The sequence below is a fragment of the Rhodococcus sp. Leaf233 genome (assembly GCF_001426165.1).
Lineage (GTDB): Bacteria > Actinomycetota > Actinomycetes > Mycobacteriales > Mycobacteriaceae > Rhodococcoides > Rhodococcoides fascians.
Genome location: NZ_LMRO01000001.1, coordinates 1 through 26,743, shown reverse-complemented (window position 1 = coordinate 26,743; position 26,743 = coordinate 1). Strand labels below are relative to the sequence as shown.

The 26,743-nt window shown below is 64.7% G+C and carries 20 protein-coding genes and 2 pseudogenes; 12 read left to right on the top strand and 10 right to left on the bottom strand.

All coding sequences use genetic code 11. From position 1 onward, the window contains the following. Positions 1–14: 14 nt before the first annotated feature. From ASH04_RS00110 to ASH04_RS00095, 4 genes are read right to left on the bottom strand one after another with little or no spacing between them, the layout of a single operon-like run. Complete coding sequence (locus ASH04_RS00110) at positions 15–1,121, bottom strand: ABC transporter substrate-binding protein (protein ID WP_048317092.1); 1,107 nt, start codon at positions 1,119–1,121, stop codon at positions 15–17. Beyond that, entirely contained in the window at positions 1,121–2,881 is a 1,761-nt protein-coding gene (locus tag ASH04_RS00105; protein ID WP_082519122.1) for an ABC transporter permease, read from the bottom strand. Before ASH04_RS00105 ends, ASH04_RS00110 begins: the two co-directional genes overlap by 1 nt. Beyond that, the gene (locus ASH04_RS00100) at positions 2,878–3,993 is read right to left on the bottom strand and encodes an ABC transporter ATP-binding protein (protein WP_057472462.1); all 1,116 of its coding nucleotides are present in this window, start codon (positions 3,991–3,993) and stop codon (positions 2,878–2,880) included. The genes ASH04_RS00105 and ASH04_RS00100 overlap by 4 nt, the downstream gene beginning before the upstream one ends. Before the next feature lie 45 nt (positions 3,994–4,038). Next, the gene (locus ASH04_RS00095) at positions 4,039–5,169 is read right to left on the bottom strand and encodes a PrpF domain-containing protein (protein ID WP_057472461.1); all 1,131 of its coding nucleotides are present in this window, start codon (positions 5,167–5,169) and stop codon (positions 4,039–4,041) included. Positions 5,170–5,351: 182 nt separating this feature from the next. Between ASH04_RS00095 and ASH04_RS00090 the strand changes: the two genes are divergently transcribed. Beyond that, positions 5,352–6,248, top strand: coding sequence for a LysR family transcriptional regulator (locus tag ASH04_RS00090; protein WP_048317096.1), 897 nt, complete (start codon positions 5,352–5,354; stop codon positions 6,246–6,248). An 11-nt stretch (positions 6,249–6,259) separates the two neighbouring features. Here the strand turns inward: ASH04_RS00090 and ASH04_RS00085 are convergent, their stop codons facing one another. Continuing rightward, positions 6,260–7,396 (bottom strand): PrpF domain-containing protein, encoded by a 1,137-nt coding sequence (locus ASH04_RS00085; RefSeq protein WP_057472883.1) that lies wholly within the window; start codon positions 7,394–7,396, stop codon positions 6,260–6,262. Between the two features lie 113 nt (positions 7,397–7,509). Further along, on the bottom strand, positions 7,510–8,901 hold the full coding sequence (locus ASH04_RS00080; protein ID WP_057472460.1) for an SLC13 family permease: 1,392 nt from the start codon (positions 8,899–8,901) through the stop codon (positions 7,510–7,512). A gap of 137 nt (positions 8,902–9,038) precedes the next feature. Here ASH04_RS00080 and ASH04_RS00075 point away from each other — a divergent pair, with 137 nt between their 5' ends. Continuing rightward, complete coding sequence (locus ASH04_RS00075; protein ID WP_057472459.1) at positions 9,039–9,974, top strand: LysR family transcriptional regulator; 936 nt, start codon at positions 9,039–9,041, stop codon at positions 9,972–9,974. On the opposite strand, the gene ASH04_RS00070 is transcribed toward ASH04_RS00075, so the two are convergent. Next, positions 9,958–10,629, bottom strand: coding sequence for a GntR family transcriptional regulator (locus ASH04_RS00070; RefSeq protein WP_027494729.1), 672 nt, complete (start codon positions 10,627–10,629; stop codon positions 9,958–9,960). The genes ASH04_RS00075 and ASH04_RS00070 overlap by 17 nt on opposite strands. Positions 10,630–10,795: 166 nt before the next feature. Here ASH04_RS00070 and glyA point away from each other — a divergent pair, with 166 nt between their 5' ends. The 8 genes from glyA to ASH04_RS00030 are packed head-to-tail and all read left to right on the top strand — an operon-like array spanning position 10,796 to position 19,797. Further along, on the top strand, positions 10,796–12,076 hold the full coding sequence (gene glyA, locus ASH04_RS00065) for a serine hydroxymethyltransferase (protein ID WP_027494730.1): 1,281 nt from the start codon (positions 10,796–10,798) through the stop codon (positions 12,074–12,076). Beyond that, complete coding sequence (locus ASH04_RS00060; RefSeq protein ID WP_057472458.1) at positions 12,073–13,311, top strand: sarcosine oxidase subunit beta family protein; 1,239 nt, start codon at positions 12,073–12,075, stop codon at positions 13,309–13,311. The genes glyA and ASH04_RS00060 overlap by 4 nt, the downstream gene beginning before the upstream one ends. A 51-nt stretch (positions 13,312–13,362) precedes the next feature. Then, positions 13,363–13,641 (top strand): sarcosine oxidase subunit delta, encoded by a 279-nt coding sequence (locus ASH04_RS00055; RefSeq protein WP_027494732.1) that lies wholly within the window; start codon positions 13,363–13,365, stop codon positions 13,639–13,641. Continuing rightward, a complete protein-coding gene (locus ASH04_RS00050) occupies positions 13,638–16,481 on the top strand; it encodes a 2Fe-2S iron-sulfur cluster-binding protein (protein WP_057472457.1) in 2,844 nt (947 codons plus the stop codon). The genes ASH04_RS00055 and ASH04_RS00050 overlap by 4 nt, the downstream gene beginning before the upstream one ends. Further along, positions 16,474–17,052 carry a sarcosine oxidase subunit gamma gene (locus ASH04_RS00045; RefSeq protein WP_057472456.1) on the top strand — a complete coding sequence of 193 codons (579 nt, stop codon included), beginning with the start codon at positions 16,474–16,476 and terminating at the stop codon, positions 17,050–17,052. The genes ASH04_RS00050 and ASH04_RS00045 overlap by 8 nt, the downstream gene beginning before the upstream one ends. Positions 17,053–17,093: 41 nt before the next feature. Next, a complete protein-coding gene (folP, locus tag ASH04_RS00040; protein ID WP_057472882.1) occupies positions 17,094–18,011 on the top strand; it encodes a dihydropteroate synthase in 918 nt (305 codons plus the stop codon). Beyond that, positions 18,008–18,418 (top strand): glycine cleavage system protein H, encoded by a 411-nt coding sequence (locus ASH04_RS00035; protein WP_057472455.1) that lies wholly within the window; start codon positions 18,008–18,010, stop codon positions 18,416–18,418. The genes folP and ASH04_RS00035 overlap by 4 nt, the downstream gene beginning before the upstream one ends. Beyond that, positions 18,415–19,797: an L-serine ammonia-lyase gene (locus tag ASH04_RS00030; protein ID WP_057472454.1), complete on the top strand. Its 1,383-nt coding sequence runs from the start codon at positions 18,415–18,417 to the stop codon at positions 19,795–19,797. Before ASH04_RS00035 ends, ASH04_RS00030 begins: the two co-directional genes overlap by 4 nt. Positions 19,798–19,892: 95 nt before the next feature. Here ASH04_RS00030 and purU read toward each other — a convergent pair whose 3' ends face one another. The 3 genes from purU to ASH04_RS00015 all read right to left on the bottom strand — a co-directional run bounded on the left by purU (position 19,893) and on the right by ASH04_RS00015 (position 25,052). Beyond that, positions 19,893–20,741, bottom strand: a complete 849-nt coding sequence (gene purU / locus ASH04_RS00025; RefSeq protein WP_032385860.1) for a formyltetrahydrofolate deformylase — start codon at positions 20,739–20,741, stop codon at positions 19,893–19,895. 25 nt (positions 20,742–20,766) lie between these two features. Beyond that, positions 20,767–23,232, bottom strand: a complete 2,466-nt coding sequence (locus ASH04_RS00020; protein ID WP_032385859.1) for a GcvT family protein — start codon at positions 23,230–23,232, stop codon at positions 20,767–20,769. Between the two features lie 176 nt (positions 23,233–23,408). Then, positions 23,409–25,052: a BCCT family transporter gene (locus ASH04_RS00015; RefSeq protein WP_080730000.1), complete on the bottom strand. Its 1,644-nt coding sequence runs from the start codon at positions 25,050–25,052 to the stop codon at positions 23,409–23,411. Positions 25,053–25,568: 516 nt separating this feature from the next. Here ASH04_RS00015 and ASH04_RS00010 point away from each other — a divergent pair. After that, positions 25,569–26,585, top strand: a pseudogene (locus ASH04_RS00010) (S-(hydroxymethyl)mycothiol dehydrogenase); the annotation flags it as partial. Beyond that, positions 26,582–26,743: pseudogene (locus ASH04_RS00005) on the top strand (MBL fold metallo-hydrolase); the annotation flags it as partial. The pseudogenes ASH04_RS00010 and ASH04_RS00005, both read left to right, overlap by 4 nt.

The window sequence follows — 26,743 nt, the reverse complement described above, 5'->3', positions numbered from 1 at the left end:
ACGCGCACGAGGGATTACTCGTTGTAACCGAAGATCGCGTTCCAGGCCTCTTGGTCGTCGGCCGAATTCTCGATCGACTCCGACTGCGTGATCCGGTTGACCTTGGGGTCGGTGAACTTCGGCAGCTCGATTCCGCGGATCACCGGCGGGTCGATGTCGTTGCGCACCGAGTACTCACCGAGATCGCTGAACACCTGTTGTCCCCTCTTGGAGAGGTTCCAGTTCATGAATACCTGCGCGGCCGCAATGTTTTTCGCAGTGGACGCGACACCGGTGTAGTAGTCGTAGGCGGTGAGCCCCTCCTCCGGTACCACGAAGTTGACCGGCGCATTCTCGTTGTTGGCGATATTGACACTGCTCACCACCACGGTCCCTGCTTCGATCTCGCCTCGAGCCAGCGCATCGAGCTGAGCTCCGATCGAGTCGAACACCCTTGCTTCCGACGAGTACTCACGGAGGTAGTCGTCACCGAGGACCTCGCGCTGGAACCGAGTCAGTGCCAGTGCGCTACCGCCGGCGCCGGCCTGAGCGATACCGAGATTGCCCTTCCACCGATCGTCGAGAAGATTCGCCCACGAGGTCGGCCTGTCGTCGCCCTCGATCAGCGCGCTGTTGTAGCCCATCGTGTAGATCGGGTCGAACGTCCGGTAGTAGTTCCCACCGTCGAACACCACGTCGTCCTGCAGCTCGGTAGCTGTCGGCGGCGTATAGGGCTGGAACACACCACGTTCGCTCAGTCCGCTGACGAAGCCGGCATCGGAGATGCGCACGACGTCCGCGTCGAGACGGCCGGCACCGTACTCGGCCACCAGTCGCTCGTACAGCCGGTTCGGGGTGAGTCGCACGAGCTTGACGTCGAGTCCGGTGTCCTTCTCGAAGTTCTTCAGCACCGTCGCCTCGGTGACCGCGGTGTAGCCGCTGTACAGGGTGATGCCACCCTCGGCCTGGGCCCGCGTCCACAGATCCGGATCGGCGATCTGTTCGCCGTCGATGACGAGACCGTTGTCGGTGATGATCTCCTCCGCCGCCCGAGCCAGAGCGGGCCGTTCGGGTGGCGGCGAGCAAGCCGTGGCCGTTGCCACTGCGACACCCAGCGCGATTGCTGTGACCAATTTTCTCATCAGACAGTTTCCTTGGATCCGAAGCGACGCGAGAGGATTGCGAGCACACCGATCACGACGCAGTACAGCAGACTCAACTCGGCCGCCGACTGGAACGAGCCGTTGTCGTAGGCGTCGAAGATCGCGATCGACAGCAACCGGGTGTCGGAGGTGAACAGGAACAGCGCGGCGGTGAGCTCACGCATGGACAGCATCAACAGCAACAGGAACGTCGAGGACAGTCCGACCTTGAGCAGCGGCGCGGTGACGAACGAGATCGCCCGATGCCGTCGTGCACCCAACATGACGGCGCTGTCTTCCAAGTCCTTGTCCAACTGGATGATCGACGCCGATACACCGCGATAGCCCTGGGGAATTGTGACAGCGACAAACGCGATCACCAGCACCGCCAGTGTTCCGTAGATCGGAAGCGGGAGCGCCAGCCACGTCCACAGCAGACCCAGCCCGAGCACGATGGCAGGAACGGCCAGCGGCAGCATCGCCAGGTACTCCAACAGCTTTCGGCCCGGAGCGTTCGTGCGATACCTCGTGTACGCCAAAGCGAAGCAGAACGCGGTACCGATAGCGGCGGTGGCGACACCGACGATGACACTGTTTGTCATCACACTGTGGAAGTCGGCACTGCGCAACGTTTCTCCCAGTCCCCAGAACGACAGGGCCCCCGAGTCGAAGAGCTGACCGATGTTCGCGACGTACGGGCTCGTCTGCAGCGCAGCCAACACCAGGGCGATGAGCGGCAGGAGAACGGCGAGGGCGAAATACACCCACGCGAACACTGCAGCCGGGATACGCCATGCGCGCAGCGGAACCTGGCGCGCCCGAACACCTTTGCCGCTGACGGTGGTGTATTCCTTGCTGCTCATCGCGCGCTGCTGGAATGCGACGACGGCAACCAGCAGGACGGTCAGTACGACGGCGACAGCAGCGGCATCGTTACCGCGGGCCGGCGACGCGTTCATCAGCCGGTAGATCAGAGTCGGCAGAGTGTCGACTCCACCGGGAACACCGATCACCTGTGCGACCGGGAAGTTCTCCACGGTGAGTGCGAAAACCAGGATTCCCGAACCGATCACGGCAGGCATGACGAGCGGGAAGGTGATCTTGCTGAGCATCTTCGTCAGCTTGGCACCGTGCAGGCTGGCGGCGTCCTCTAGGTCGGGGTTCATCAACGACAGTGCGGAGTGGACCATCAGGAACGGGTACGGCGCGTAGTAGATGCCGAGGATGAAGATCATGCCGCCGAAGCTGTAGATGTCGATGAACCCGGGCAGGCCGATCGCTGTCAGCACCAGGTTGATGTAGCCGGTGGCCGGTCCGGCCAGCAATGCCCACGCCAGTGCGCCGACGAGTGCCGGGAGAAAGAGCGGGGCGATACCGATGCCGTAGATCATCTTTCGCCCCGGCACGTTGGTGCGGGCGGCCAGGAAAGCCAGCGTGCACCCGATCGCCAGGGCGACGATCGAGGACCCGATCCCCACCAATGCCGAATTCCACAGGGCACTCTGCGCGGTCGAGTATCCGAGCAGCGAGAAGTTGTCGAGGGTGAAGTTGCCGAAGTCGAACAGCGAGGTGCGCTCGGCGTTGTCGGTGAATGCGCCCATCACGATGAAGAACATCGGGAACAGCACGATCACGGTGAGCAGAGCCAACTGCAGAAGCGTCGGAATCCACTTCTTCAGACCGGGCCTGCGTTGGGGTGCGGGAGTGTCGACCGGCGGCGTCGTCGTGGTGACGGGCCGATTGTCGGTGGGAGCGCTCATACCGGCACCGCCTCGGAGGCGACGCGATCGTCGACGAGAACCTGAGCTCCGCCGGCTACTGCTGTGACCCGTGCGCGTTCTCCCATTCCCAGGATTCGGCTGGCGTGTCCGGTGGCGACGGCTTCGATCTCGGGGCCGTGGTCCAGTGTGACGCGGTACCGAATGGACGCCCCCTGGTAGCTGGCGACATCGACTGTGCCCATCCAGGACTGGCCCTCGGGCTCGACATCATCCAACGGGGTGACCAACAGATCCTCGGGCCGCAAGCACACCACGACGGGCCCGTCGGCGGCCGACGCTGCGTCGACCGACACTGCAATCTGTCCGAAGTCCGTCAGCTCCATCGTCGAGCGCGGTCCCGACGCAGCCGTGGCGCGGAAAATGTTGCCGACACCGAGGAACTCGGCCACCGAGGCGGACATCGGCGAGGTGTAGATGTCCTCGGGGGTACCGATCTGGACGATTCGGCCGTTCTGCATCAACGCGATTCGGTCCGCAAGGGCGAATGCCTCGACCTGATCGTGCGTGACGTAGACGGTAGTCAGTCCGAGTCGGAGCTGAAGCTCTCGCAATTCCATCCGAAGTCGTTCGCGCAGTCGGGCATCGAGGTTCGACAGCGGCTCGTCGAGGAGGAGCACGCTGGGGCGCATCACCAACGACCGAGCCAGCGCCACCCGCTGCATCTGACCGCCGCTGAGCAAGCTTGCTCCGCGGTGGGCCATTTCGCCCAACCCGACGAGGTCGAGGGCTTCGAGGACGCGCTGGTTCATCTCGGTCTTGTTCACCTTCTGCATCTTCAACGAGAACGACACGTTGTCGAAGACAGTCCGGTGCGGCCAGACCGCGTAGGACTGGAAGACCATGCCCACGTTGCGCTTGTGCGGTGGGATCGTCTTGTTCTTATGCGAGTCGTGGACGACGCGATCACCGATGGTGATACGCCCCGCGCTGGGGGTCTCCAGCCCTGCGACACAGCGCATCGTGCTCGTCTTACCGCAACCCGACTGGCCCAGTAACACCAGGGATTCTCCGTCGGCGATCTCCAGGTCCAGGTCTCGGACCACAGTGTTTCCCGAGTATGCGAGGCTCAGATTCTCGATGCTCACCTTCATGATCTTCCTTTTCTTCAGTCGTCGAAGCCGTGTTCACTGGTCGAGCTATCCGATCGAAAGTGCCCTCGCCGCAGCGGAAACGAACAATTCTGCCGTCGCGATCCGTCGGGCAGCGCGGTGCAGGGTCACGCTGGTGAGGTTGCCGTCCGCAGCGATGTCGACGTCGACGGCCAACACACCTGCCGGTGTCCCCAGCCGTAGGGTCGAGGTAGCGGTGCCGTCGACGACTCGATCGACCACCCCGCCGCGCACGGTCGCGGCTGCGGCCACCGCCACTGCCGACGTCAGGCCGATGGACGGGTGCGGTGCCATCATCGAGAGCATCCGCACGCAGACGTCGTACTCACCGGCCGAGACGAGCGTTCCGTCTTCGAGGTGGTAATCCACCGGCGGAGCGATGATGCCGACCTTCGGCACTGCATGAGTGATGGGGTCCTCCGGGCGCGACAGGCCCATGAGCAGAGCCGATGCGCGCCGCAGTTCGACCAGCAACGGAACACGTTCCATCAGTTCGGCATTCGACTCCGCTCCGGTCATGCCCACGTCGGCCGCATCGAACAGCGCAGCGGGAGCGCCGGCGACCACCATGGTGCCGCGGTAGTGCGATCCGTAAAGCTCCACGGTGTCCTGCACCGATCCGGTGGGGAGCAACCGAGTGCGATCGGCACCGAGGTCGACGAACGTCAGTCCGACAGGAACACCGAGGGCCGACGTTCCGGCAACCTGGGCGGATCCCTCGGACGGAACGACGCCGCCCGGTGTATCGATCTCGGTGAGCAGCACGGCACCGGTGTTGCAGTTACGCAGCCGCACGACGGTGGTGACCGGATCGACCGCCACCAGTCCCTGCTGAAGCGCGTACAGGCCGATCGCGGTGGCGCAGTTGCCACAGTTGCTGCCCCACTCCACCTTTCGGTCATCGATGGCGACCTGCGCGAAGAGGTAGTCCACGTCGATTCCGTCCTCGGAGGACCTGCTGACGATGGCCGCCTTCGAGGTGGTCGAGCTGCCGCCACCGACGCCGTCGAGCTGGCGGGGGTCGCCGGATCCGAAGGCGGAGACCAGAATCTCGTCCAGAGATCCTGCCTGTTCGATCAGTGGCTCGACATCGACGGAGCTGAAGAGCCAGCATTTGCTGGTCCCGCCCCTCATCCACGTGCCACGCAGTGAATACATTTTCGGATACCTTCCGATCGTTACTCTCGAAAAGGTTCTTGGAGTTGAACATTCGAGGGAGCGGTGCGGTCGTGTGACGCAGCTCTCGTGCGGTTGCTGTACATAGCCTGCATCACACAGCCGTCGAGTACAATTACGAAAAAGTCGAGATCCCTTAACTTTCACTTAAAGGTGGTTCGATCGTGTTCGACACCCGACGCCTACTGCTCTTGGTAGAGGTGGTGCGCACCGGGTCCATCACTGCGGCCGCAACTCGATTGAGCTTCACCACATCTGCTGTATCGCAGCAACTGAGCAAGCTCGAACTCGAAGCCGGTCAACCCCTGCTCGAACGACACGCTCGCGGGGTGCGCCTGACCGAGGCCGGCGAAGTGCTGGTGCGGCACGCCGAACGGATCGAGACTCAATTGCTCGCTGCGCGTAACGAACTCGAAGATCTGTCCGGTCTACGCGCCGGGACCTTGAGAATCGGCACTTTCCCGACGGCCGGTGCCAGCTTGCTACCTCCGGTGGTGAAGCTGTTCAAGTCGCGGTATCCAGCCGTCGCATTGACCGTGCGCAGCTCGCGGTTCGCAGGACTGCGGGGAATGCTCGACACCCGCGAGGTGGAGCTGTCTCTGCTCTGGGATTACGAGTGGGCCAGAATCACCGACTCGGATCTGACGGTGCACCAGCTCATCGTCGACCCACCGATGTTGGTCATCGCAGTCAATCACCATCTGGCCGAACGCGATTCGGTGGACATGACCGAGCTGGAACACGAGCAGTGGATCACCCGGGAAGACACTCATCCGGTCGGTGCAGCGCTCGAGCGCGCATGTCACGCTGCGGGCTTCTCCCCCACCGTCTCGTTCGCCGCGAACGACTACCAGGAGGCGCAGGCAATGGTGGCAGTGGATCTGGGCGTCTCGTTCGCACCGCGCATGGCGCTGTCCAACATCCGTGACGATGTGCGATTGGTCCCGTTGACGGGCGCGCCGTCACGTCGAATCCTGTTGGCGCACTTGGCGGAGCAGAAGCTGTCGCCGAGCGCCACCGTACTGCTGAGAATCTTTCAGGACGTCGCCGCCCGGTTCTGAAAGCCGCGACCTCAGGCGGAGACGGCACCGACCAGAGCCGGCATCGGCACCACGAAGAGGTCTGCGGTGGCGATGCGTCGCACTGCGCGGTGCAGGGTGACCGATTGAAGTAACCCGTTGCCGTCCACCGTGTAGTCGACCTCGAGCACTCCCGCGGCGGTACCGATTCGGATGGTTCCCGGACGGCCGGACCCTGCGTTGGCAGTGACGACCCCACCGATGACCGTTGCCGCTGCGGCCACAGCCACCGCGGAGGTCAGTCCGATCGCCGGGTGCGGGGCCATCATCGAGAGCATGCGTACCGAGATGTCGTAGTCGGCGGAGGCAACGTGCTCACCCGTCGTCGTCACGTACTCCCGCGGCGGGCCGACGATCCCGACCTTCGGAATGGCATGCGAGACAGGTTCTTCGGGCTTGCTCAGCCCCATCCGCAGAGCGGCCTGTCGGCGTAGCGCGATCAGAGTGGGGACGTGAGCGGCGACGACATCGTTGGGCTCCGACCCGGTCAATCCGAAATCGGCGGCGTCGAACAATGCGGCGGGCGCACCCGCTCGAACGAACGTTCCGCGGAACTCGTTGCCGCCGAATGCGACTCGATCGACCTCGGCACCGGTGGGAAGCATCGTCACTCGATCCGACGCCGGATCGGTGAAGGTCAACCCCACCGGGACGCCGAGAGCCGTGGTGCCGGGGACGGACGCGTCGCCCTCGGCAGGAATGCGTCCGCCGGGGGTCGCGATCTCCGCCGCCAGAATTGCGCCGGTGTTCTCGTTGCGCATCCGGACCACGGTGACGTGGTCGTCCACGGCGACGAGACCGGTCTGCACGGCGTAGAGGCCGATTGCCGTCGCACAGTTTCCGCAGTTGCTACCCCACTCCACGGTGCGGTTCTCGATGGCGACCTGAGCGAACAGGTAGTCGACATCGATACCGGGTGCGCTGGAGCGTCGAACGATGGCGGCCTTGGAGGTGGTGGAGCTGCCGCCCCCGACCCCGTCGAGCTGACGCGGGTCACCCGATCCGAAGGCCGCGGTCAGGATGTTGTCGAGACCGCCGGCGTCGGCGATGTACGGGTCGATGTCGACCGCGTTGAACAGCCAGCACTTGCTGGTGCCTCCACGCATCCACGTTCCACGAAGAGTGAACATCTGGTGTGCCTTCCGATCAGGATCCGATGCTTCCACCCTGCGACAGAGGATGGTCAAGCACAATTACGAAATATGTTCAGGCCGTGCAGGAGCGCTTAACGCGCGCGTCCCGGTCAGAACAGCTCGGGCACGACCACCAGGATCAACCAGCACAGGGCCGGCGCGATGGCGACGACGATTCCTGCATTGAGCAGCAGCTGACGGTAGAAGCGCGGGCGCTCGATGTTCTGAGCGTTGGCCAGCACGAGCGCACCGTTGGTGGAGAAGGGCGAAACGTCGACGACGGTCGCCGAGATAGCCAGAGCAGCGACGACTCCGACGACCGGCAGTGCACCGGTTCCCAGCAGCGGCATGGCCAGCGGAATGACGGCGGCCAGAAGGGCGGTGGAGGACGCGAACGCCGAGGTGATGCCGATGACGTAGCAGAGCACGATGGCCACGATGATCGGAGCGCCGATGGTGATCGCCATTTCGGCCAGGTGATCGATGGTGCCCACTTCTTGCAGGATCGAGATGTAGGTGACCATGCCGGCGACCAGCAGAACCGTCGACCAACTGATGTCTGCGATGGCCTCGTTCTGCTTCTTCAGATCCGTGAACGCCAGGACCGCTCCGGCTCCGATGGCGATGAAGCTGATTGGCAGGTGCAGTACGAGAACGAGTATCAGGAGTGCGCCGATGAGGAAGAGCGTGAGCTTCTGGACGAACGTGACCGGGGCCGGGGCGTCGACCAGGGTGGTAGTGGTCGGACGAGTGAGCACCTGGGTGCTGCCGCCTGCCGAGCTGCCGCCGCCGGTACCGCCGCCGGTGGGGACGGACGTCTTGACCGGCGTTCCGCCGACGGGGCCACTGCCGGGAGCGGGGTCGGTGGACCCCGTTGCGGTGTACTCGAAGCCCTTCATGCGGGCCAGGGCCGCGTAGCCGACAACCGTCAGCACCGAGAGCAGCAGGTTAATGCCGTAGCTGGCGAAGAACAGCGTCCACGGGTTCAGGGCGAGGCCGTTGTTCTCGACGATGTCGCGAACCAGGACACCGGAAACGGAGATCGGGGAGAACGCGCCTGCATGGGCACCGTTGATGACCATGATGCCCATGACCAGCGGGCTCATGCCGGTTCGAGCTGCGAATGCCATGGCTGCAGGCACGATAAGCGCGACCGCGGCGGGGCTGAAGGTACCGAGTGCAGTCAGGACCGAGGCGACGAAGAAGAACACCCACGGAACCACCGTCACCCGGCCGTGCACCGCTCTGATGCAGCTGTTGACCAACAGATCGATGGTGCCGTTGCGTTTGGCCATACCGAAGAAGTAGGTGACGCCGACGATGGTCAACACGATCGAGCTGGGGAACTCGTTCAGGATTTCCTTGTCGTCGAATCCCAGTGCGAAGTACCCGACCACGAAGGCACCGATGAAGCCGAGGATGCCGATGTTGATCGGAAAGAAGGTTGCGATCACGAACATCGCAACCAATGCGATGAGCGGGAGGATCTCGATGGAGGTCATGGGCGTCTTTCAGGTGGCTGGTAAGTGCTCGGTTACATCCGCACTCGAACGTTGTCCCTGTCACATTATTGACGCCGGCCTTTTAGGACAATATCGTTTTGCTACCTGGTCGTTTAGCTGAGCTGAAAGATATCCGTATGAACCACACGTTCGACGTCGTGACGTTGTTTCTTCTTCTCGACATCGCCGAGGCCGGATCGCTGACGGCCGGTGCCGAGCGGGCGAACATGACCCCCTCCGCGGCGTCCCAACGCATCAGCAAACTCGAACACGGCATCAAACAACCGGTGTTGACCCGCCTGCCACGCGGCGTACAACTCACCGAAGCCGGCGAAATCCTTACCAGCCGCGCCCGCTTGTTTCGACGGGAGATGCGCGCCGCGAGCGGCGACCTCGAAGCGATCCGAGGGCTCGAACGCGGTTCGGTTCGCCTCGGCTCGTTTCCCACGGTCAGCGCGTCGCTGCTCTCCGACGCACTGAAGGACTACCACTCGCGGTGGCCCGGCGTCGACGTCCGCGTGCGATCGGCGGTACGCCCGCAGTTGCTCGACATGCTGCATTCGAGCGAAATCGACCTGGCGCTGCTGTGGAGCTACGCCTGGACGGAGGAGGCAGAACGATCACTGTCACTCGAGCCGCTGATGGAAGACCCGACCGTGCTGCTGCTGCCGATCGACGACGATCGGGTCCAGCACGACGTGTCGCTGCACGACCTTAGTGACGCGCGATGGATCATCCGCAGCAACGACCACCCGGCTGCCGAAGTTCTCTATCGCAGTTGTCGCGTAGCAGGCTTCGAGCCCGACGTCGTCTACGAGGCACACGATTATCAGGAGATCGAGGCCATGGTGGCTGCCGGTGTCGGCATCGCCATGGTGCCCGGGTTGTCGGTGATTCACCATCGACCCGACGTCACCACCATCGACTTCCCGGACACGGATCGGGTGCCGACGCGCGTCATCTACATCGCGTCACTCGCCAGGCGTCAATACACCCCGGCGATGTATGCCATCTCGACCGCGCTGCGCGGTGCCGCCGAGCGCATCGCGGCTGCGACTACAACAGTTCCCTGATCGCGTTCTCGAAGCCGGTGACGTGTTCGAGGGTCAGTTCGGCAGCGGTATCGGCGTCGCCGTCGATGATCGCCTGAAGCAACACGACGTGCTCACGGACATGGCCGGCCACGTTCGGGAGTCGGTCGAGAAACAGGCACCAGATGCGCGTGGCGTGCGCGTCGAGGCTGACCAGAATGTCTTCGAGGTGGGGATTGCCCGACGCCCGATAGATCTCTCGATGCACCGCAACATCTTTGCGCAGCACCTCGCGTGAATCGTCGGTGTCGTCGATGCTCGCAATGGAGGCCGCGAGCTCGGCCAGCCGGTCTCGGGCCGCCCGTGTCGCCGTCCGCGCCGCACGAGCCGAGGCCGCCGGCTCGAGCTGCTTGCGGATCTCCGAGATGTTGGCCAGGTCGGTCATGTCGACGGCGGTCGCGAAGGTTCCGCGTCGGGGATACGCGACGACGAGACGCTCACGTTCGAGTCGTTTGAGACCCTCACGAATCGGTGTGCGCCCCAGCCCCAATTGCTCGGCCAGGCGGTCGTCGTTGATCGGTTCACCGGGACGAATTTCCAGCATGATCAGCTGCTCACGCACTATTTCGTAGGCTCGATCGGCATTGGTTCCGACAAACTGCGTTGCATCCATCACCGGCTGAATTTCGATCGTCATCTTGTCTGCTCACTCCCGGTCGACGCCCCGCCCTTGACGGCTCTGCTTTGTGATCTTACTCTATTGGCATCTTGATATATCAGTTCCAGATCATTGATCTTCCAGAAGGGCGGCCATCTTGACGCAGGACTTCGCACCGACGGCGACGGCACCGCACCCGAGAGGCGTGACGAACCGAGTACTCGCCGATCTCGACCCCGAGGTGCACCGCGCGATCAGTGCCGAGCTCGGCCGCCAGCAGAACACCTTGGAAATGATCGCGAGTGAGAACTTCGCACCATTGGCCGTCATGCAAGCGCAGGGTTCGGTACTGACGAACAAGTACGCCGAGGGCTACCCCGGCCGGCGCTACTACGGCGGATGCGAGAACGTCGACGTCATCGAGCAACTCGCGATCGACCGGCTCAACGCCTTGTTCGGATCGTCGTTCGCCAACGTGCAGCCGCACTCCGGTGCGCAGGCCAATGCCGCTGCCATGGCGGCACTGCTACAGCCGGGCGATTCGATTCTTGGTCTCGCACTCGCCCACGGCGGACACCTCACGCACGGCATGAAGCTGAACTTCTCCGGCAAGCTGTACGACGTCTCGGCCTACCACGTCCGCGAAGACGACCATCTCGTCGACATGGCAGAGGTGGAGCGCCTCGCCCACGAGCACCGTCCCAAGCTGATCATGGCCGGTTGGTCCGCCTACCCGCGCCACCTCGACTTCGCCGAATTCCGCCGCATCGCAGACGAAGTCGGTGCCTACCTGATGGTGGACATGGCGCACTTCGCCGGCCTGGTCGCCGCCGGACTGCACCCGTCACCGGTACCGCACGCACACGTGGTCACCTCGACGACGCACAAGACGCTCGGCGGACCGCGCGGCGGCGTCATCATCACCAACGACGCCGCGCTGGCGAAGAAGTTCAACTCCTCGGTCTTTCCCGGTCAGCAGGGCGGGCCCCTCGAACACGTCATCGCCGGCAAGGCCGTCGCCTTCAAACTCGCTGCCGAAGAGGACTTTCGGGAACGGCAGCAGCGCACCCTCGAAGGCGCGAAGATCTTGGCCGATCGACTGTTGACCGACGACGCAGCAGCCGCAGGCATCGACGTGGTCTCGGGCGGCACCGACGTCCACCTCGTTCTCGTGGACCTGCGCAAGTCCGAACTGGACGGCAAGCAGGCCGAGGACAGACTCCATCACGTCGGAATCACCGTGAACCGCAACGCAGTTCCGTTCGATCCACGGCCACCCATGGTGAGCTCCGGAGTCCGCATCGGCACCCCGGCCCTCGCGACCCGCGGCCTGGACGCCACGGCCTTCGCCGAGGTCTCCGACGTCATCGCCCACGCGTTGCGTCCCGACACCGACGACCGCGGACTCGATGCACTGCGAATCCGGGTCGAAGCCGTCGCCGCGCAGTTCCCCCTCTACTCCGACCTGACGGAAGGCTACCGATGACCGCCCCCGCAACCCCTCCGGGCGCACATCTGCCCGACCACCCGGACTTCCTGTGGCGCAACCCCGAGCCGAAGAAGTCGTACGACGTCGTGATCATCGGCGGCGGCGGACACGGCCTGGCCACCGCGCACTACCTCGCCAAGAACCACGGCATCACCAATGTGGCTGTGCTGGAGAAGGGGTGGCTCGCCGGCGGAAACATGGCGCGCAACACCACCCTCATCCGGTCCAACTACCTGTGGGACGAGAGCGCGCGCATCTACGAGCACTCGCTGAAACTGTGGGAAGGGCTCGCCGACGACCTCGACTACCCCATCCTGTTCAGCCAGCGCGGCGTCCTCAACCTCGCGCACAGCCTGCAGGACGTGCGCGACAGCGTGCGACGCGTCGAGGCCAACCGACTCAACGGCATCGACGCTCAGTGGGTCAACCCCGACGAGGTCAAGAAGCTGTGCCCGATCGTCAACATCTCCAGCGACATTCGCTACCCGGTGCTCGGTGCGACGTACCAGCCACGCGCCGGCATCGCCAAGCACGACTACGTCGCCTGGGGATTTGCCCGACGCGCCGACGCGGCCGGTATCGACATCATCCAGAACTGTGAGGTCACCGGCTTCACCACCGACGGCAACCGCGTCACCGGGGTGAAGACCACGCGTGGCGACATCGCCACCGGCCAGGTCGCGCTCTGTGCAGCCGGGCACACCTCGACGCTGACGGACATGCTCGGCATCAAGACTCCGCTGCAGAGCCATCCGCTGCAGGCCCTCGTCTCGGAGTTGCTCGAGCCCGTGCATCCCACGGTCGTCATGTCGAATGCCGTGCACGTGTACGTCTCTCAGGCCCACAAGGGCGAACTGGTGATGGGTGCAGGCGTCGACTCCTACAACGGCTACGGCCAGCGCGGTGCGTTCCACATCATCGAACGGCAGATGGCGGCTGCGGTGGAGTTGTTCCCCGTCTTCGCTCGCGCGCACCTGCTGCGCACCTGGGCCGGCATCGTGGACGTCTGCCCCGATGCCTCCCCCATCGTCGGACGCACGCCGTTCGACAACGTGTTCCTCAATTGCGGTTGGGGTACAGGCGGATTCAAGGCCACCCCCGGTGCCGGTTGGTGCCTGGCCGACACCATCGCCAACGACGAGGTGCACGAGTACATCGCACCGTTCAGTCTGGACCGATTCGTCACCGGCGCGCTGGTGGACGAGCACGGTGCCGCAGGCGTGGCGCACTAGTTTCTCCGCCCCGACACACGCAGCACCCGAACGAGAAATCTTGGAGTGGCAATGCAATTGATCGAATGCCCGTGGTGCGGGAGTCGAGAAGAGACCGAGTTCCACTACGGCGGCCAGGCGCACATCGCCTACCCCGAGGATCCCTCGGCTCTGACCGACGAACAGTGGGCGCACTTCGTGTTCTTCCGCGACAACCCCAAGGGGCTCTTCGCGGAACGGTGGAGCCACAGCGCGGGCTGCCGGCGTTGGTTCAACGCCGTGCGGGACACCGCCACCTATCGAATCCACAGTGTCTATCGCCTCGACGACCCGAAGCCGGTGAACCCATGACCGCATTCCGCACCGCATCCGGCGGCCGCATCGACCGCACGAGCACCTTCGACTTCACGTTCGGCGGCTCGGCCCTGCAGGGCCACCCGGGCGACACGCTGGCATCTGCGTTGCTCGCCAACGGCATTCATCAGGTCACCACCAGCATCAAGCTCGGCAGGCCCCGTGGATTCACCGCTGCATGGGCCGAGGACACCGGCGGGCTCGTACAGATCGAGGAGCCGTTCCCCGAGCCGATGCTGCTCGCCACGACGATCGAGCTGTACGACGGCCTGGTCGCTCGCGGCATCCCCGGGCAAGGCCGACTCGCCGAGATCTCCGACTCCGCCAAGTACGACGCCATGCACGCCCACGCCGACCTGTTGGTCGTCGGTGCCGGCCCGGCCGGTCTGACGACCGCTCTGGTCGCCGCCCGCAGTGGCGCTCGCGTGGTCGTCGTCGACGATCAGAGCGAGTTCGGCGGGTACCTGCTCGGCTCCGACGATGTCATCGACGGACGGCCGGCCCTGGACTGGGTTGCCGACGCGGTGGCCGAGTTGTCGACCTTCCCCGACGTGACCTTGCTGCGCCGCACCACCGCGTTCGGTTCCTACGACGACGGCTTCGTGCTCGCCCTCGAGCGCCGCACCGATCACCTGGGCTTGGAAGCTCCTGCAGCGCTGAGCCGTCAGCGAGTCTGGCGTATTCGCTCGCGTCACATCCTGGTGGCCACCGGTGCCCACGAGCGGCCCGTCGTCTTCACCGACAACGACCGACCCGGAATCATGTTGGCGCACAGTGCACGTACGTTCCTGCATCGCTACGGCGTGACGGTAGGAACCGAGGCCGTGGTGTTCACCACCAACGACAGCGCGTACAAGGCAGCCGTCGATCTGCACGACGCCGGGGTCCGCATCGCGCGCATCGTCGATGCCCGCTCCGAGGCACCGGAACACTGGCTCGGCCTGTGCCGCGAGCGCGGTATCGAGGTGCGCACCGGCAGCGTCGTATCCGGCACACGCGGCGACACCCGCGTCACTCATGCATTGGTCACCGGTGCCGACGGTGCCACCGACACCGTGGCGTGCGACGTACTGCTCGTCAGCGGCGGTTGGAACCCCGCCGTCCACCTGTTCAGCCAGGCCCGCGGAAAGCTGCGCTACGACGGCGAACTCGGTGCGTTCGTCCCGGCGGACGACGTCGAGGGCATCAGCGTAGCCGGATCGGCCTCGGGAGTGTTCGATCTGGCAGGATGCCTCCGCGACGGCAACTCGGCCGCGGCAGGTGTGCTGACCCGTCTCGGCTTCGACGTCACCGAAACGTCGCCACCAGCAGTCGAATCCGTGCCCAGCAGCGAGTCGCTGGTGCTGTGGCGGGTGCGCGACGACTTCGGAGCCGACAGCCAGTTCGTCGACGTGCAGCGTGACGCGACGGTGGCCGATCTGGTCCGCGCCGTCGGTGCAGGCATGTCGTCGATGGAGCACATCAAGCGCTTCACCACGATCGGCACCGCGCACGATCAGGGCAAGACCTCCGGTGTGGTGTCCTCGGGCATCGTGGCGGAACTGCTCGACAAGCCGGTGGAGAACCTGGGCACCACCACCTTCCGACCGCCGTACACCCCGGTGGCGTTCGCGGCGTTGGCCGGCCGCAACCGCGGCATGGCTTTCGACCCGGAACGGGTTACTGCAGTGCATGATTGGCACGTCGCCCGCGGCGCGGTCTTCGAGGACGTCGGACAGTGGAAGCGGCCCCGCTACTATCCACTGCCCGGCGAGGAGATGCACGACGCCGTGCTCCGCGAGTGCGCGGCCGTGCGTGCGAGCGTCGGCATGCTCGACGGTTCGACACTGGGCAAGATCGACGTACAGGGCCCCGATGCCGGTGTGGTGCTGGACATGTTCTACACGAACATGATGAGCAACTTGAAGGTCGGCATGGTTCGCTACGGCGTGATGTGCGGTGCCGACGGCATGGTGATCGACGACGGCACCGTGATGCGGTTGGCGGACGACCGATTCCAGGTATTCACCACCACGGGCGGCGCAGCAGGAATGCTCGACTGGATGGAGGAGTGGCTGCAGACCGAATGGCCGCACCTGGCGGTTCGGCTGACGTCGGTGACCGAGCAGTGGGCCACGTTCCCCGTCGTCGGACCGCGCTCCCGCGACCTCGTCGGCGAGATCTTCCCCGAGCTCGACGTCTCCAACGAGGCGTTCCCGTTCATGGCCTGGCGTGACGCCTCGGTCGACGGTGTGCCGGTACGCGTGGCGCGCATCAGCTTCTCCGGTGAACTGGCCTTCGAGGTGAACATCGATTCTTGGCACGCCCACGCACTGTGGTCGCGGCTGATCCATGCGGGCGAGAAGTACGGCATCACCCCGTACGGCACCGAGACCATGCACGTGCTGCGGGCCGAGAAGGGCTACCCCATCGTCGGCCAGGACACCGACGGGACCGTCACCCCACAGGACCTCGGTATGAGCTGGGCGGTATCGAAGAAGAAGCTCGACTTCATCGGAAAGCGCTCGTTCGACCGTGCCGAGAACCGGAACCCGTTGCGCAAGCAGTTCGTCGGGCTCCTGCCCGTCGATCGGGAGACCGTCCTCCCCGAGGGCTCGCAGATCATCGAGCACTCCGAGAGCGGCGTCCTCCCCGAGCTTCCGGTTCCGATGCTCGGCCACGTCACGTCGAGTTACGCCAGCGCAGAATTGGGCAGGCCGTTCGGGCTGGCCCTGCTCGAGGCCGGGCGTGACCGACTCGGCGACATCCTGCACGTCCCGGTGGGCGACACCCTCGTCGCCGTGGAAGTCACCGGCTCCGTACTCGTCGACCCGGAAGGTAACCGCCGTGATGGCTGACCGACTCGCCGCCAGAAGCCCACTCGCAGAAGCAGTTCTGCCGGACTCGTCTGCTGTCCGCATCGTGGAGGAGCCGTTCCTGGCCGGGATCGACCTGTGGGTCGACCCGAGCGGGCCGGGCGGTGCCGCTGCCTCGGCCGAGCTCGGCACCGAGCTGCCCGGCCCCGGACGCGTTGCCGAGGGCACGAACACCACCGCGATCTGGCTCGGCCCGGAGGAGTGGCTGGTGATCGGGGCGGGCCTCGATCCGGTCGAACTCGAACACCGTCTCGGCTCGGCCGTTCGTGAGCATCGCGGTGCGGCAACCGATGTGTCCGCACAGCGAACCAGTCTGCGCCTGAGCGGTTCCCGGGCCCGCGACGTGCTGGCGAAAGGGTGCTCGATCGATCTGCACCCCCGCGTCTTCCCGGCCGGGTCGACGGTACAGACGATGCTGGCGATGGCAGGCATGATTCTCATTGCCTGTGACGACACCGGAACGGACTATCGCATCCTGGTGCGCTCGTCGTTCGCACGCTATCTCGCAGCCTGGCTGACCGACGCGGCCGAGGAATACACCGACGCCGGCTGAGTCGGACCACCGAACCCGACGCGAGAGAAAAGGTGACCGCAGTGCTCACGACCGTCTCCACGGCAACCCGGGCAGCCGATGCCCGCGACCGGCTGCTGACCCGGCTGACGACCTCGCATCCGGTCGTCTGCGGGATCGTCAACGTCACCCCGGATTCGTTCTCCGATGGCGGCCACTTCCTGGACTCGGATCGTGCTGTGGCGCATGCTCTGTCGATGGTCGACGAGGGTGCCGAACTGCTCGACATCGGCGGTGAGTCGACCAGGCCGGGGGCAACCCCACCCACCGTCGACGAGGAGATCGAACGAGTCGTACCGGTGATCGACGCCCTGTCCAGGCTTACCTCGACACCGCTGTCGGTCGACACCTCACGGCCCGAGGTGATGCGAGAGGCGGTACTCGCCCGGGCGAGTGTCATCAATGACGTTCGTGCTCTTCGTCTTCCGGGCGCACTCGCCGCAGCTGCCGAACTGGACGTTGCCGTATGCCTGACGCACATGCAGGGCGAGCCGGCGACGATGCAGCATTCCCCTCGGTACGGCGATGTCACGGCAGAGGTCCGCCAGTTCCTCGACGACCGGGCCGCCGAATGCATCCGGGCCGGAATCCCGGCGTACCGCATCCTGGTCGATCCCGGATTCGGGTTCGGGAAAACTCTCGAACACAATCTGCAACTGCTGCAGGGCCTTCGGGCGCTCACCGCGGCCGGGCGACCGATCATGGCGGGTCTGTCGCGGAAGGGAATGATCGGTGCCATCACCGGCCGAGAGGTCGACGGCCGACTCGCCGGATCACTCGCCGCCGCGATTATCGCGGCCCAGAACGGGGCGTCACTCCTGCGGGTTCACGACGTCGCCGCCACCATCGACGCACTGGCCGTGATGCGGGCAGTGCGGTCGCTCGACGTACTGCCCTCACACCCAGGTCAATCCACGACGAATGCCGAGGCCACCTCATGACCGCATCCCTCTCCTCCGCCCGTCGGCTCTTCAGCGCCGAGCACGGTTGGATGGCCGTCGACCCGTTCGGCTCACCCGCCCAGACTCCGAGCCGTGTGGGGGTGACGCCGGCAGCGTTGGCCGACGCCGCCGACATCGTCGGCGTCGATCTTCCGTCGGTACGTACCGTGCTCACCGCCGGTGATGCGTGCGGCACCATCCACACCTCCGCCGGCTCGGTCACGGTGTACGCCCCGGCGAGCGGCATGGTCACGATCGTCAACCCCGCTGTGCGCGAGGACCCGTCGCTCGTCGCTGCCGATCCACTCGATACCGGCTGGCTGTTCGCGGTCCTGACTCCTGCGGCCTCGTCGTTCGACGACCTGACCATGCGCGAGCCGACCGGCGCAGTTCGGACGACCTCATGACCATCAGTGTTTTCGACCTCTTCTCCGTCGGAGTCGGCCCCTCGAGTTCGCACACCGTCGGACCGATGCGCGCGGCCGCTCGATTCGTCGACGACCTGCGGACGATGTCTGCGTTCGACGACGTTCGAGAGCTGGCGGTCGATCTGTACGGCTCGCTGGCCGCGACCGGAGCCGGCCACGGCACCATGACCGCCGTACTGCTGGGGCTGGAAGGCCATGCGCCCGAGACCATCACGACCGAGGTCATGGAAGAACGGCAGGCATCGATGGCGGCCACCGGCCGCATCGTCTTCGGTGGTCACCGCGAGATCGACCTGACGGTCGACGACATCGTGCTGCGTCCGTTGACGGTATTGCCGTTCCACCCGAACGGGATGAAACTGACTGCCCGCGCAGCGGATTCGACCGAACTGCACAGCGAGATGTACTTCTCCGTCGGTGGCGGCTTCGTGGTGACCGAGGCCGAAAGCGTCGAGGCCGTCGCACCCCTCGCCTCCGCGAACGGATTCGCGTCGGCCAAGGAACTACTTCAGCTCTGTGAACGTCGGCGCTGCAGCATCAGTGACGTCATGACCGAAGTCGAACTCGAACGCCGCACGCACGAGGAGATTCGGGACGCGCTGCTGCACATCCGTGACGTCATGGTCGAGTGCGAGGTTCGCGGCATCTCCCGCGACGGCTACCTTCCCGGCGCGCTGGGAGTGCGGCGTCGAGCACGGGACTGGTTCCTGCGGCTCGATGCCGAGGATCCGAACCGTTCGAGCGAATTCGCCGAGGACTGGGTCAATCTCGTCGCCCTCGCCGTCAACGAGGAGAACGCCTCCGGCGGACGAATCGTCACAGCACCCACCAACGGCGCGGCCGGCATCATCCCGGCCGTGCTGCACTACGCCACTCGCTACACCGCCGCTGGGATCGCAGATCCCGACGGCAGCACGGTGCGCTTTCTGCTCACCGCCGGCGCGATCGGATCGCTCTACAAGGAGATGGCGTCGATCTCCGGTGCCGAAGTGGGCTGCCAGGGCGAGGTGGGTTCGGCGGCGTCGATGGCCGCAGCCGGTCTGGCCGAGGTACTGGGCGGCACACCCGAACAGGTGGAGAACGCCGCCGAGATCGCGATGGAACACAGCCTCGGTCTCACGTGCGACCCCATCGGCGGGCTGGTGCAGATTCCGTGCATCGAACGCAACGCGATCTCGGCGGGTAAGGCCATCAATGCCGCACGAATGGCATTGCGCGGCAACGGTACCCACCGCGTCAGCCTGGACCAGGTGATCGAGACGATGCGGTCCACCGGGGCCGACATGCACTCGAAGTACAAGGAGACCTCCAGCGGCGGCCTCGCGATCAACGTGCCGGTCAATTTCGTGGAGTGTTAGAGCGTGGAGTGCTAGAGGCCGAGAACTTTTCTCCACCGCCACACAACGACGAGGGGCCCGTACCGATTCGGTACGGGCCCGTCGTGCGTGTCGGCTCAGCTGAAGATGACCGTCCGGTGTCCGTGCAGCAGGACGCGATTCTCGCAGTGCCAGCGGACCGCTCGCGAGAGTGCGAGTGCCTCTGCGTCCTGTCCGACGGTGGCCAGACGAGACGGGTCGTGAGTGTGGTCGATACGAATGACCTGCTGCTCGATGATCGGGCCCTCGTCCAGGTCGGGGGTGACGTAATGCGCTGTCGCTCCGACCTGCTTGACGCCCCGGTCGAAGGCCTGGTGGTAGGGCTTCGCGCCCTTGAAGCCGGGCAGGAACGAGTGATGGATGTTGATCGCCTTGCCGTGCAGCGCTCGACACGTCTCGTCGGAAAGCACCTGCATGTAGCGGGCCAGTACCACCAGGTCGACCTCGTACTCGGCGACGAGGTCGAGCAGGCGTTGCTCGGCCTCGGCCTTGGTACCCGGGGTGACGGGAACGTGGACGAACGGCAGCCCGGCGGCCTCGGCCATCGGCCGCAGCACCTCGTGATTGCTCACCACGGCCACCAGTTCGCCGCCGAGATTCTTTGAGCGCCAACGGAAGATGAGGTCGTTGAGGCAGTGCCCCATCTTGGACACCATGACGAGCACGCGCGGCTGGCTGCAGCCGTTGAAGGTGTACGTCATCGCGAATCGGTCGGCCACCTCGCGGAAGCTGTCCGTCAGCTTCTCGATGTCGGTGGCACCGCTGGCCACGAACGAGGTGCGAAGGAAGAACGAGCCGTCCGTGGAGTCGTCGAACTGTTGGTGTTCGGCGATGTCGCAGTCGTTGTCGAAGAGGAACGCACTGACGGCCCGGACGATGCCCGGCCGCTGGCCGCAGCTGAGCGTGAGGGTGAAGTTCTCGGTCATCGAATCTCCTGGTACTGGTGGGTCGTCAGCTGCGGATCTTGGCCATCTCGGGGTCGACGAGAGGCTCGGCCACGACGGTGGCGGACACGAGCCGATCGAAGTATCGAATCTGTACTGCTGCACCGGGTTCTGCGCTACCGGTAGGAACCCAGGCGTAGGCGATCGGCGCACCGACGGTGTGCCCGAACGAGGCGCTGGTGACGTAGCCGGCGGGTTCGCCGTCCACCAGGACCGGCTCGTGGCCGAGTACCACCGACGTGCCGTCGTCGATCTTCAGGCAGACCAACTTCTTGGAGACGGTGTCGTCGGACATCTCGAGTACGGCGTCGCGGCCGCGGAATTCGCCCTTCTGGGGGCGCACTGCGAAGCCGAGACCTGCCTCGTAGGGATTGTGCTCGGTGGTCATGTCCGAACCCCACGACCGGTAGCCCTTCTCCATGCGCAGGCTGTTGAATGCAGCGCGCCCGCCGGCGATGATCCCGAACTCGGAACCGGCCTGCCACAACATGTCCCACAGTCGCTGGCCGTAATCGGCGGTGGTGTACAGCTCCCACCCGAGCTCGCCCACGTACGACAATCGCATCGCCGTGACGGGCACTCCCCCGATACGAACCTGCTTGCAGCGGAAGTACTTGAAGTTCTCGTTCGAGAAGTCGTCCTGGGTGAGCTTCTCGACGACCTCGCGGGCATGCGGACCCCACAGGCCGATGCAGCACGTGGATCCGGTGATGTCGTCGACGGTGACGCTGCCGTCACTCGGTGCTTCACGGCGGAGGTAATCGAAGTCGAGGTTGCCGTTGGCTCCGACCTGGAACTCGTCGGCAGACAACCGCGCCACGGTGAGATCGCTTCGGACGCCGCCCTTCTCGTCGAGAGCCAGCGTGTACGTGACGGCCCCGACGGACTTGTCCATCTTGCCGGACGTCAATCCCTCCAACAGTGCCAGCGCACCGGGTCCGCGTACGCGTAGCCGCTTGAGCGGGGTCATGTCGTACATGGCGACGGACGTACGGGTCTTCCACGCCTCGGCCGCGGCAATGGGCGAATGGAACATCGACGCCCACTCGTCGCGCTCGGGCGGCTGCCACTCGGCGGGAAGCTGGTGCACCAGATCGGCATTGGCCTCGTACCAGTGCGGGCGTTCCCACCCGCCGCCTTCGAGGAACACGGCACCGAGCTGATGCTGCCGCGCGTTGAAGGGACTGACCCGAACGTCACGCGGGGACAACCGCGGCTGCGAGGGATGCAGCACGTCGTAAATCTCGACGAAGTTCTGCTGCGAGGTTTCGCTGACGTACGAGGGATCGAGCTGGAAATCCTCGAAGCGGTTGACGTCGCATCCGTGGAGCTCCACCTCGGAGCGTCCGTCGACCAGCAACTGTGCGATGGCCCGGCCGACTCCGGCCGAGTGCGTCACCCACACGGCCTCGGCGATCCAGAAGCCCTTGACATCCGGGGATTCACCGAGCAGCGGTCCGCCGTCGGGGGTGAACGAGAAGACTCCGTTGAAGCCGTGGTCGATCTTGGCGGTCTCCAGGCAGGGCAACAGCAGCTTGGACTGCTCCCACGACGGCGCGAAATCCTCCTGCGTGAAGTCGAGCATGGACGGCATCGCCTCGTCGGACACACCGTCCCCGCCGGGCAGGGTCTTGGTGTCGACTGGCATCGGGCGGTGCGCGTAGGTTCCGATGCCGAGACGGTCGACGTGCTCGCGGAAGTACAGGTCCTGATCCTGATGACGAAGAATGGGCATGCCGGCCTCGGCCGCTTCGGTGTTGCGTCCCACCAGTTCCGGGATCTGATCGGTCTTGGCGTACTGGTGCGCCAAGGGCAGCAGCGGCACCTTCATGCCGACCAGTTCGCCCACATCGGGGCCCCAGAAGCCGGCGCAGGACACCACGATGTCGGCCTCGATGACGCCGTTGTCGGTTGCCACACCTGTGACGCGGCCACCCGTCTGTTCGATTCCGATGACCTTGGTGGAACCACGGAACACCGCTCCGCGCGATTCTGCGCGACGGGTGAGTGCCACGACGGCACGGGACGCTTTGGCAAGACCGTCGGTCTCGACGTACAGACCGCCGAGAACTCGCGAACGGTCGATCAGCGGATGCAGTTTGGCGCATTCGGACGGGTCGATGACCGATCCTTCGATGCCCCAGGACGTGGCCCAGCCCTGCTTGCGATGCAGGTCGGCCAGTCGCTCCTCGGTGGTGGCCACTTCGAGGCCGCCGAGCTGATTGAAGCACCACTGCCCGTCCACCTCGAGGCCCATGAACTTCTCGACCGTGTATCGGGCGAGTTCGGTCATGGTCTTGGATGCATTGGTCTGGAACACCAGACCCGGTGCGTGCGAGGTGGATCCACCCGTGAGAGGGAGCGGCCCCTGATCCAGCACGGTGATGCGATCCCAACCGCGTGCGGTGAGCTCGTCGGCCACGTTGGTACCGACTATGCCGGCGCCGATGATGACAACTCTCGGTGAACCCATGGTGGTCCTTCCGTATCGGGGTGGAGAGATGGAGCTCGGCCGAAGCGGTCCACGGCCTGCACGACAACTAACCAGAGATTGATATATCAAGAGTATGGGCAGGGATGGATGTGGTCAACCCCCGAAATACCGATGGTGCGGGACGCATAGTTTCACGTCCCGCACCATCGCTCACTTCACTTGCCGGCCTTGACTTTCGGCGGGGCCTTGGGGTTCTTGACGATGAACGGATCGTTCGTGACGTCCTTGTACAGCGAGACACACGTACCGATCATCACCAGCACGAACGGTGCCGCCACGATGATGGTCATCGTCTGCAACCCGTTGAGGGCGTCCGAACCTCCCGTCCACAGCATCAGGATCGCGATGCCGCCGGTGACGACACCCCAGAAGGCGACGACCCCACGGGACGGATCCAGGGTGCCCCGTTGCGACAGCGTGCCCATCACGATCGAGGCAGCGTCGGCACCACTGACGAAGAAGATGCCCACCAAGACCATCACCAACACCGACGAGATGCCGGCCAACGGGAAGTGGTCGAGAACCGCGAACAGCTGCGACTCCGGCTTGCCCAGGGCCACCAGATCCTCTGTTCCCTTCTGCTGCTCGCCGATTGCCGCTCCACCGAAGATCGAGAACCAGACCAAGCTCACCGACGTAGGGATGAGAATGACGCCGATGACGAACTGGCGGATGGTGCGGCCGCGACTGATGCGAGCGAGGAACATACCGACGAAGGGGGTCCACGAGATCCACCAGGCCCAGTAGAAGATCGTCCAGGACGAAAGCCAGGACTCGGTCTCGGGGCCACCGGATGCCGCCGAGCGCGCCGACATGCCGGCGATGTGCGCGGCGTAGTCGCCGAGAGTGGTGGGCAGCAGATTCAGGATCAGGACCGTGGGGCCCGCGACGAACACGAAGATCGCAAGCACGAGAGCCAGCACCATGTTGATGTTCGACAGCCACTGAATTCCCTTGGAAACCCCGGACACTGCCGAGGCCACGAACGCAAGTGTCAGGATGGCGACGACAGCCACGAGCAGAAGCGTCCCCGCTTGGTTGACCCAGCCGAGAACCTCGATACCGGAACCGATCTGGAGTGCGCCGAGGCCGAGGGATGCCGCGGTGCCGAACATCGTGGCGAAGATCGCCAGAATGTCGATGACCTTGCCGATGGGGCCTTCGGCGCGGCGACCGATCAACGGAATGAACGAGGAGCTGATGAGCTGCTTGCGGCCCATCCGGTAGGTGCCGTAGGCGATGGACAATCCGACCACCGCGTACATCGACCAGGGATGCAGTCCCCAGTGGAAGATGGCTGTCGAAAGTGCCGTTCCCACAGTGGAATCGGTGATTCCGGGCGGCGGGGTGACGAAATGAGTGAGGGGCTCGGCCACTCCCCAGAAGATCAATCCGATTCCCATGCCGGCGCTGAACATCATTGCGATCCAGCTGACGGTGTTGAATTCGGGCTTCTCACCGTCTTTGCCGAGCGGAATCTTTCCGTAGCGACTGAGCGCGAGCCACAGCGCGAAGATCACGAACCCGGTGGCCGAGAAGATGAACAGCCAGCCGACGTTGGTCACGACCCAGTCGAGTACCGACGCGTTGACGGACTTCATGTTCTCGGTGCCGAGGATGCCCCATGCCAGAATCGCGATCACGATGGCGGCGGTGATACCGAACACCACCTTGTCGGTGCGCGGCTTGCCCTCCTCTCCGTGGTGGTAGACCTCGAGGGGGCCGTAATGATGAGGGGCATGTTTCTCGGGTGCATCGACGCGAGTTTTGTCGCCCCGGGGTTTGCTGTTCGTTGTCACATCGTTCTCCCTCCGGCTCTCGCCGAATAGGTGTGTCGCCCGTGCACGCAGCGTGGGTGGTCGGATAGGTGCGCGACTCGTTGCTCTCTGCGCAACTACGATTTGTTTGGACTCGGACAAGACTGAGCCGACCCAGGGGCTATGTCAATAGATGGGCTGGTCATTTAGACGCGTTCATCACGGTTTTTCGAAACGGACAACGCCCCTGAACAGCATCTATGCATGTGTAAATGCCAAAAGTTGTCCGAATTCGATACTCGCTTTTAACATTCGATACTGCCCGGTAACTGATATATTAAGCCGATTCCACCACCGGCGCGGCCTCAAACGCCGCTCCTTCACCTCACCCAGGAGTACCAGTCATGCCGCAGCAGGTCCGCGCCGTCGTCGCCAAGAGCAAAGGCGAGCCCGTCTCGATCGAGACGATCACCATTCCCGATCCCGGCCCGAACGATGTCGTGGTCACCATCGCCGCGTGCGGGGTGTGTCATACCGATCTGCATTACCGCGAGGGCGGTTCCCGATCCCGGCCCGAACGATGTCGTGGTCACCATCGCCGCGTGCGGGGTGTGTCATACCGATCTGCATTACCGCGAGGGCGGTATCAACGACGAGTTCCCGTTCCTGCTCGGCCACGAAGCCGCAGGCACCGTCGAAACCATCGGCGACGCGGTCACTCATGTCGAGGTCGGAGATTTCGTGGTGTTGAACTGGCGGGCGGTGTGCGGGGAATGCCGAGCCTGCAAGAAAGGCACCCCCTGGTACTGCTTCGACACCCACAATGCATCGCAGAAGATGACCCTCGCCGACGGCACCGAACTCTCCCCGGCGTTGGGGATCGGGGCGTTCGCCGACAAGACCCTCGTCCACGAAGGACAATGCACCAAGGTCGACCCGGACTCCGATCCGGCGGTGGTCGGGTTGCTCGGGTGCGGGGTGATGGCCGGGCTCGGTGCGGCGATGAACACCGGCCACGTCTCGCGCGGGGATTCGGTGGCCGTGATCGGGTGCGGCGGTGTCGGTGATGCTGCGATCGCCGGAGCCCGCCTGGCGGGGGCATCGACGATCATCGCCGTCGACCGCGACAAGAAAAAACTCGACTGGGCTCTCGATCTCGGGGCCACGCACACCGTCGATGCCTCGCAGGTCGATGCCGTCGAGGCCATCCAGGAGCTCACCGGTGGGTTCGGGGCGGATGTGGTCATCGATGCCGTCGGCCGCCCGGAAACCTGGAAGCAGGCGTTCTACGCCCGCGATCTCGCCGGGACCGTCGTCCTCGTCGGGGTGCCGACCCCAGAGATGACATTGGAGATGCCGTTGATCGATTTCTTTTCCCGGGGTGGGTCGTTGAAGTCGTCGTGGTACGGCGATTGCCTGCCCGAGCGGGATTTTCCGATGTTGGTCGATCTGTACGAGCAGGGYCGGTTGCCGCTCGAGAAGTTCGTGACCGAACGGATCGGTCTCGGTGATATCGAGGCGGCGTTCGAGAAGATGCATCAGGGCACGGTGCTGCGTTCGGTGGTGGTCCTGTGAGCGGGCAGTTCCGGGTCGAGAAGGTGGTCACGTCGGGGACGTTCGCGCTCGATGGTGGCCAGTGGGAGGTCGACAACAACATCTGGTTGGTCGGTGACGACGACGAGGTGGTGATCGTCGATGCTGCGCATACGGCCGGTCCGATCGTCGATGCGGTC

What these genes read in the sequence shown, in the direction of transcription:
- ASH04_RS00050 (WP_057472457.1), top strand. Translation starts at nt 13,638, where the DNA reads ATGACCGCATTCCGCACCGCATCCGGCGGCCGCATCGACCGCACGAGC.
- ASH04_RS00100 (WP_057472462.1), bottom strand. Translation starts at nt 3,993, where the DNA reads ATGAAGGTGAGCATCGAGAATCTGAGCCTCGCATACTCGGGAAACACT.
- ASH04_RS00035 (WP_057472455.1), top strand. Translation starts at nt 18,008, where the DNA reads ATGACCGCATCCCTCTCCTCCGCCCGTCGGCTCTTCAGCGCCGAGCAC.
- ASH04_RS00020 (WP_032385859.1), bottom strand. Translation starts at nt 23,232, where the DNA reads ATGGGTTCACCGAGAGTTGTCATCATCGGCGCCGGCATAGTCGGTACC.
- ASH04_RS00045 (WP_057472456.1), top strand. Translation starts at nt 16,474, where the DNA reads ATGGCTGACCGACTCGCCGCCAGAAGCCCACTCGCAGAAGCAGTTCTG.
- ASH04_RS00110 (WP_048317092.1), bottom strand. Translation starts at nt 1,121, where the DNA reads ATGAGAAAATTGGTCACAGCAATCGCGCTGGGTGTCGCAGTGGCAACG.
- purU (WP_032385860.1), bottom strand. Translation starts at nt 20,741, where the DNA reads ATGACCGAGAACTTCACCCTCACGCTCAGCTGCGGCCAGCGGCCGGGC.
- ASH04_RS00030 (WP_057472454.1), top strand. Translation starts at nt 18,415, where the DNA reads ATGACCATCAGTGTTTTCGACCTCTTCTCCGTCGGAGTCGGCCCCTCG.
- ASH04_RS00080 (WP_057472460.1), bottom strand. Translation starts at nt 8,901, where the DNA reads ATGACCTCCATCGAGATCCTCCCGCTCATCGCATTGGTTGCGATGTTC.
- ASH04_RS00085 (WP_057472883.1), bottom strand. Translation starts at nt 7,396, where the DNA reads ATGTTCACTCTTCGTGGAACGTGGATGCGTGGAGGCACCAGCAAGTGC.
- ASH04_RS00055 (WP_027494732.1), top strand. Translation starts at nt 13,363, where the DNA reads ATGCAATTGATCGAATGCCCGTGGTGCGGGAGTCGAGAAGAGACCGAG.
- ASH04_RS00105 (WP_082519122.1), bottom strand. Translation starts at nt 2,881, where the DNA reads ATGAGCGCTCCCACCGACAATCGGCCCGTCACCACGACGACGCCGCCG.
- ASH04_RS00070 (WP_027494729.1), bottom strand. Translation starts at nt 10,629, where the DNA reads ATGACGATCGAAATTCAGCCGGTGATGGATGCAACGCAGTTTGTCGGA.
- ASH04_RS00095 (WP_057472461.1), bottom strand. Translation starts at nt 5,169, where the DNA reads ATGTATTCACTGCGTGGCACGTGGATGAGGGGCGGGACCAGCAAATGC.
- ASH04_RS00075 (WP_057472459.1), top strand. Translation starts at nt 9,039, where the DNA reads ATGAACCACACGTTCGACGTCGTGACGTTGTTTCTTCTTCTCGACATC.
- ASH04_RS00060 (WP_057472458.1), top strand. Translation starts at nt 12,073, where the DNA reads ATGACCGCCCCCGCAACCCCTCCGGGCGCACATCTGCCCGACCACCCG.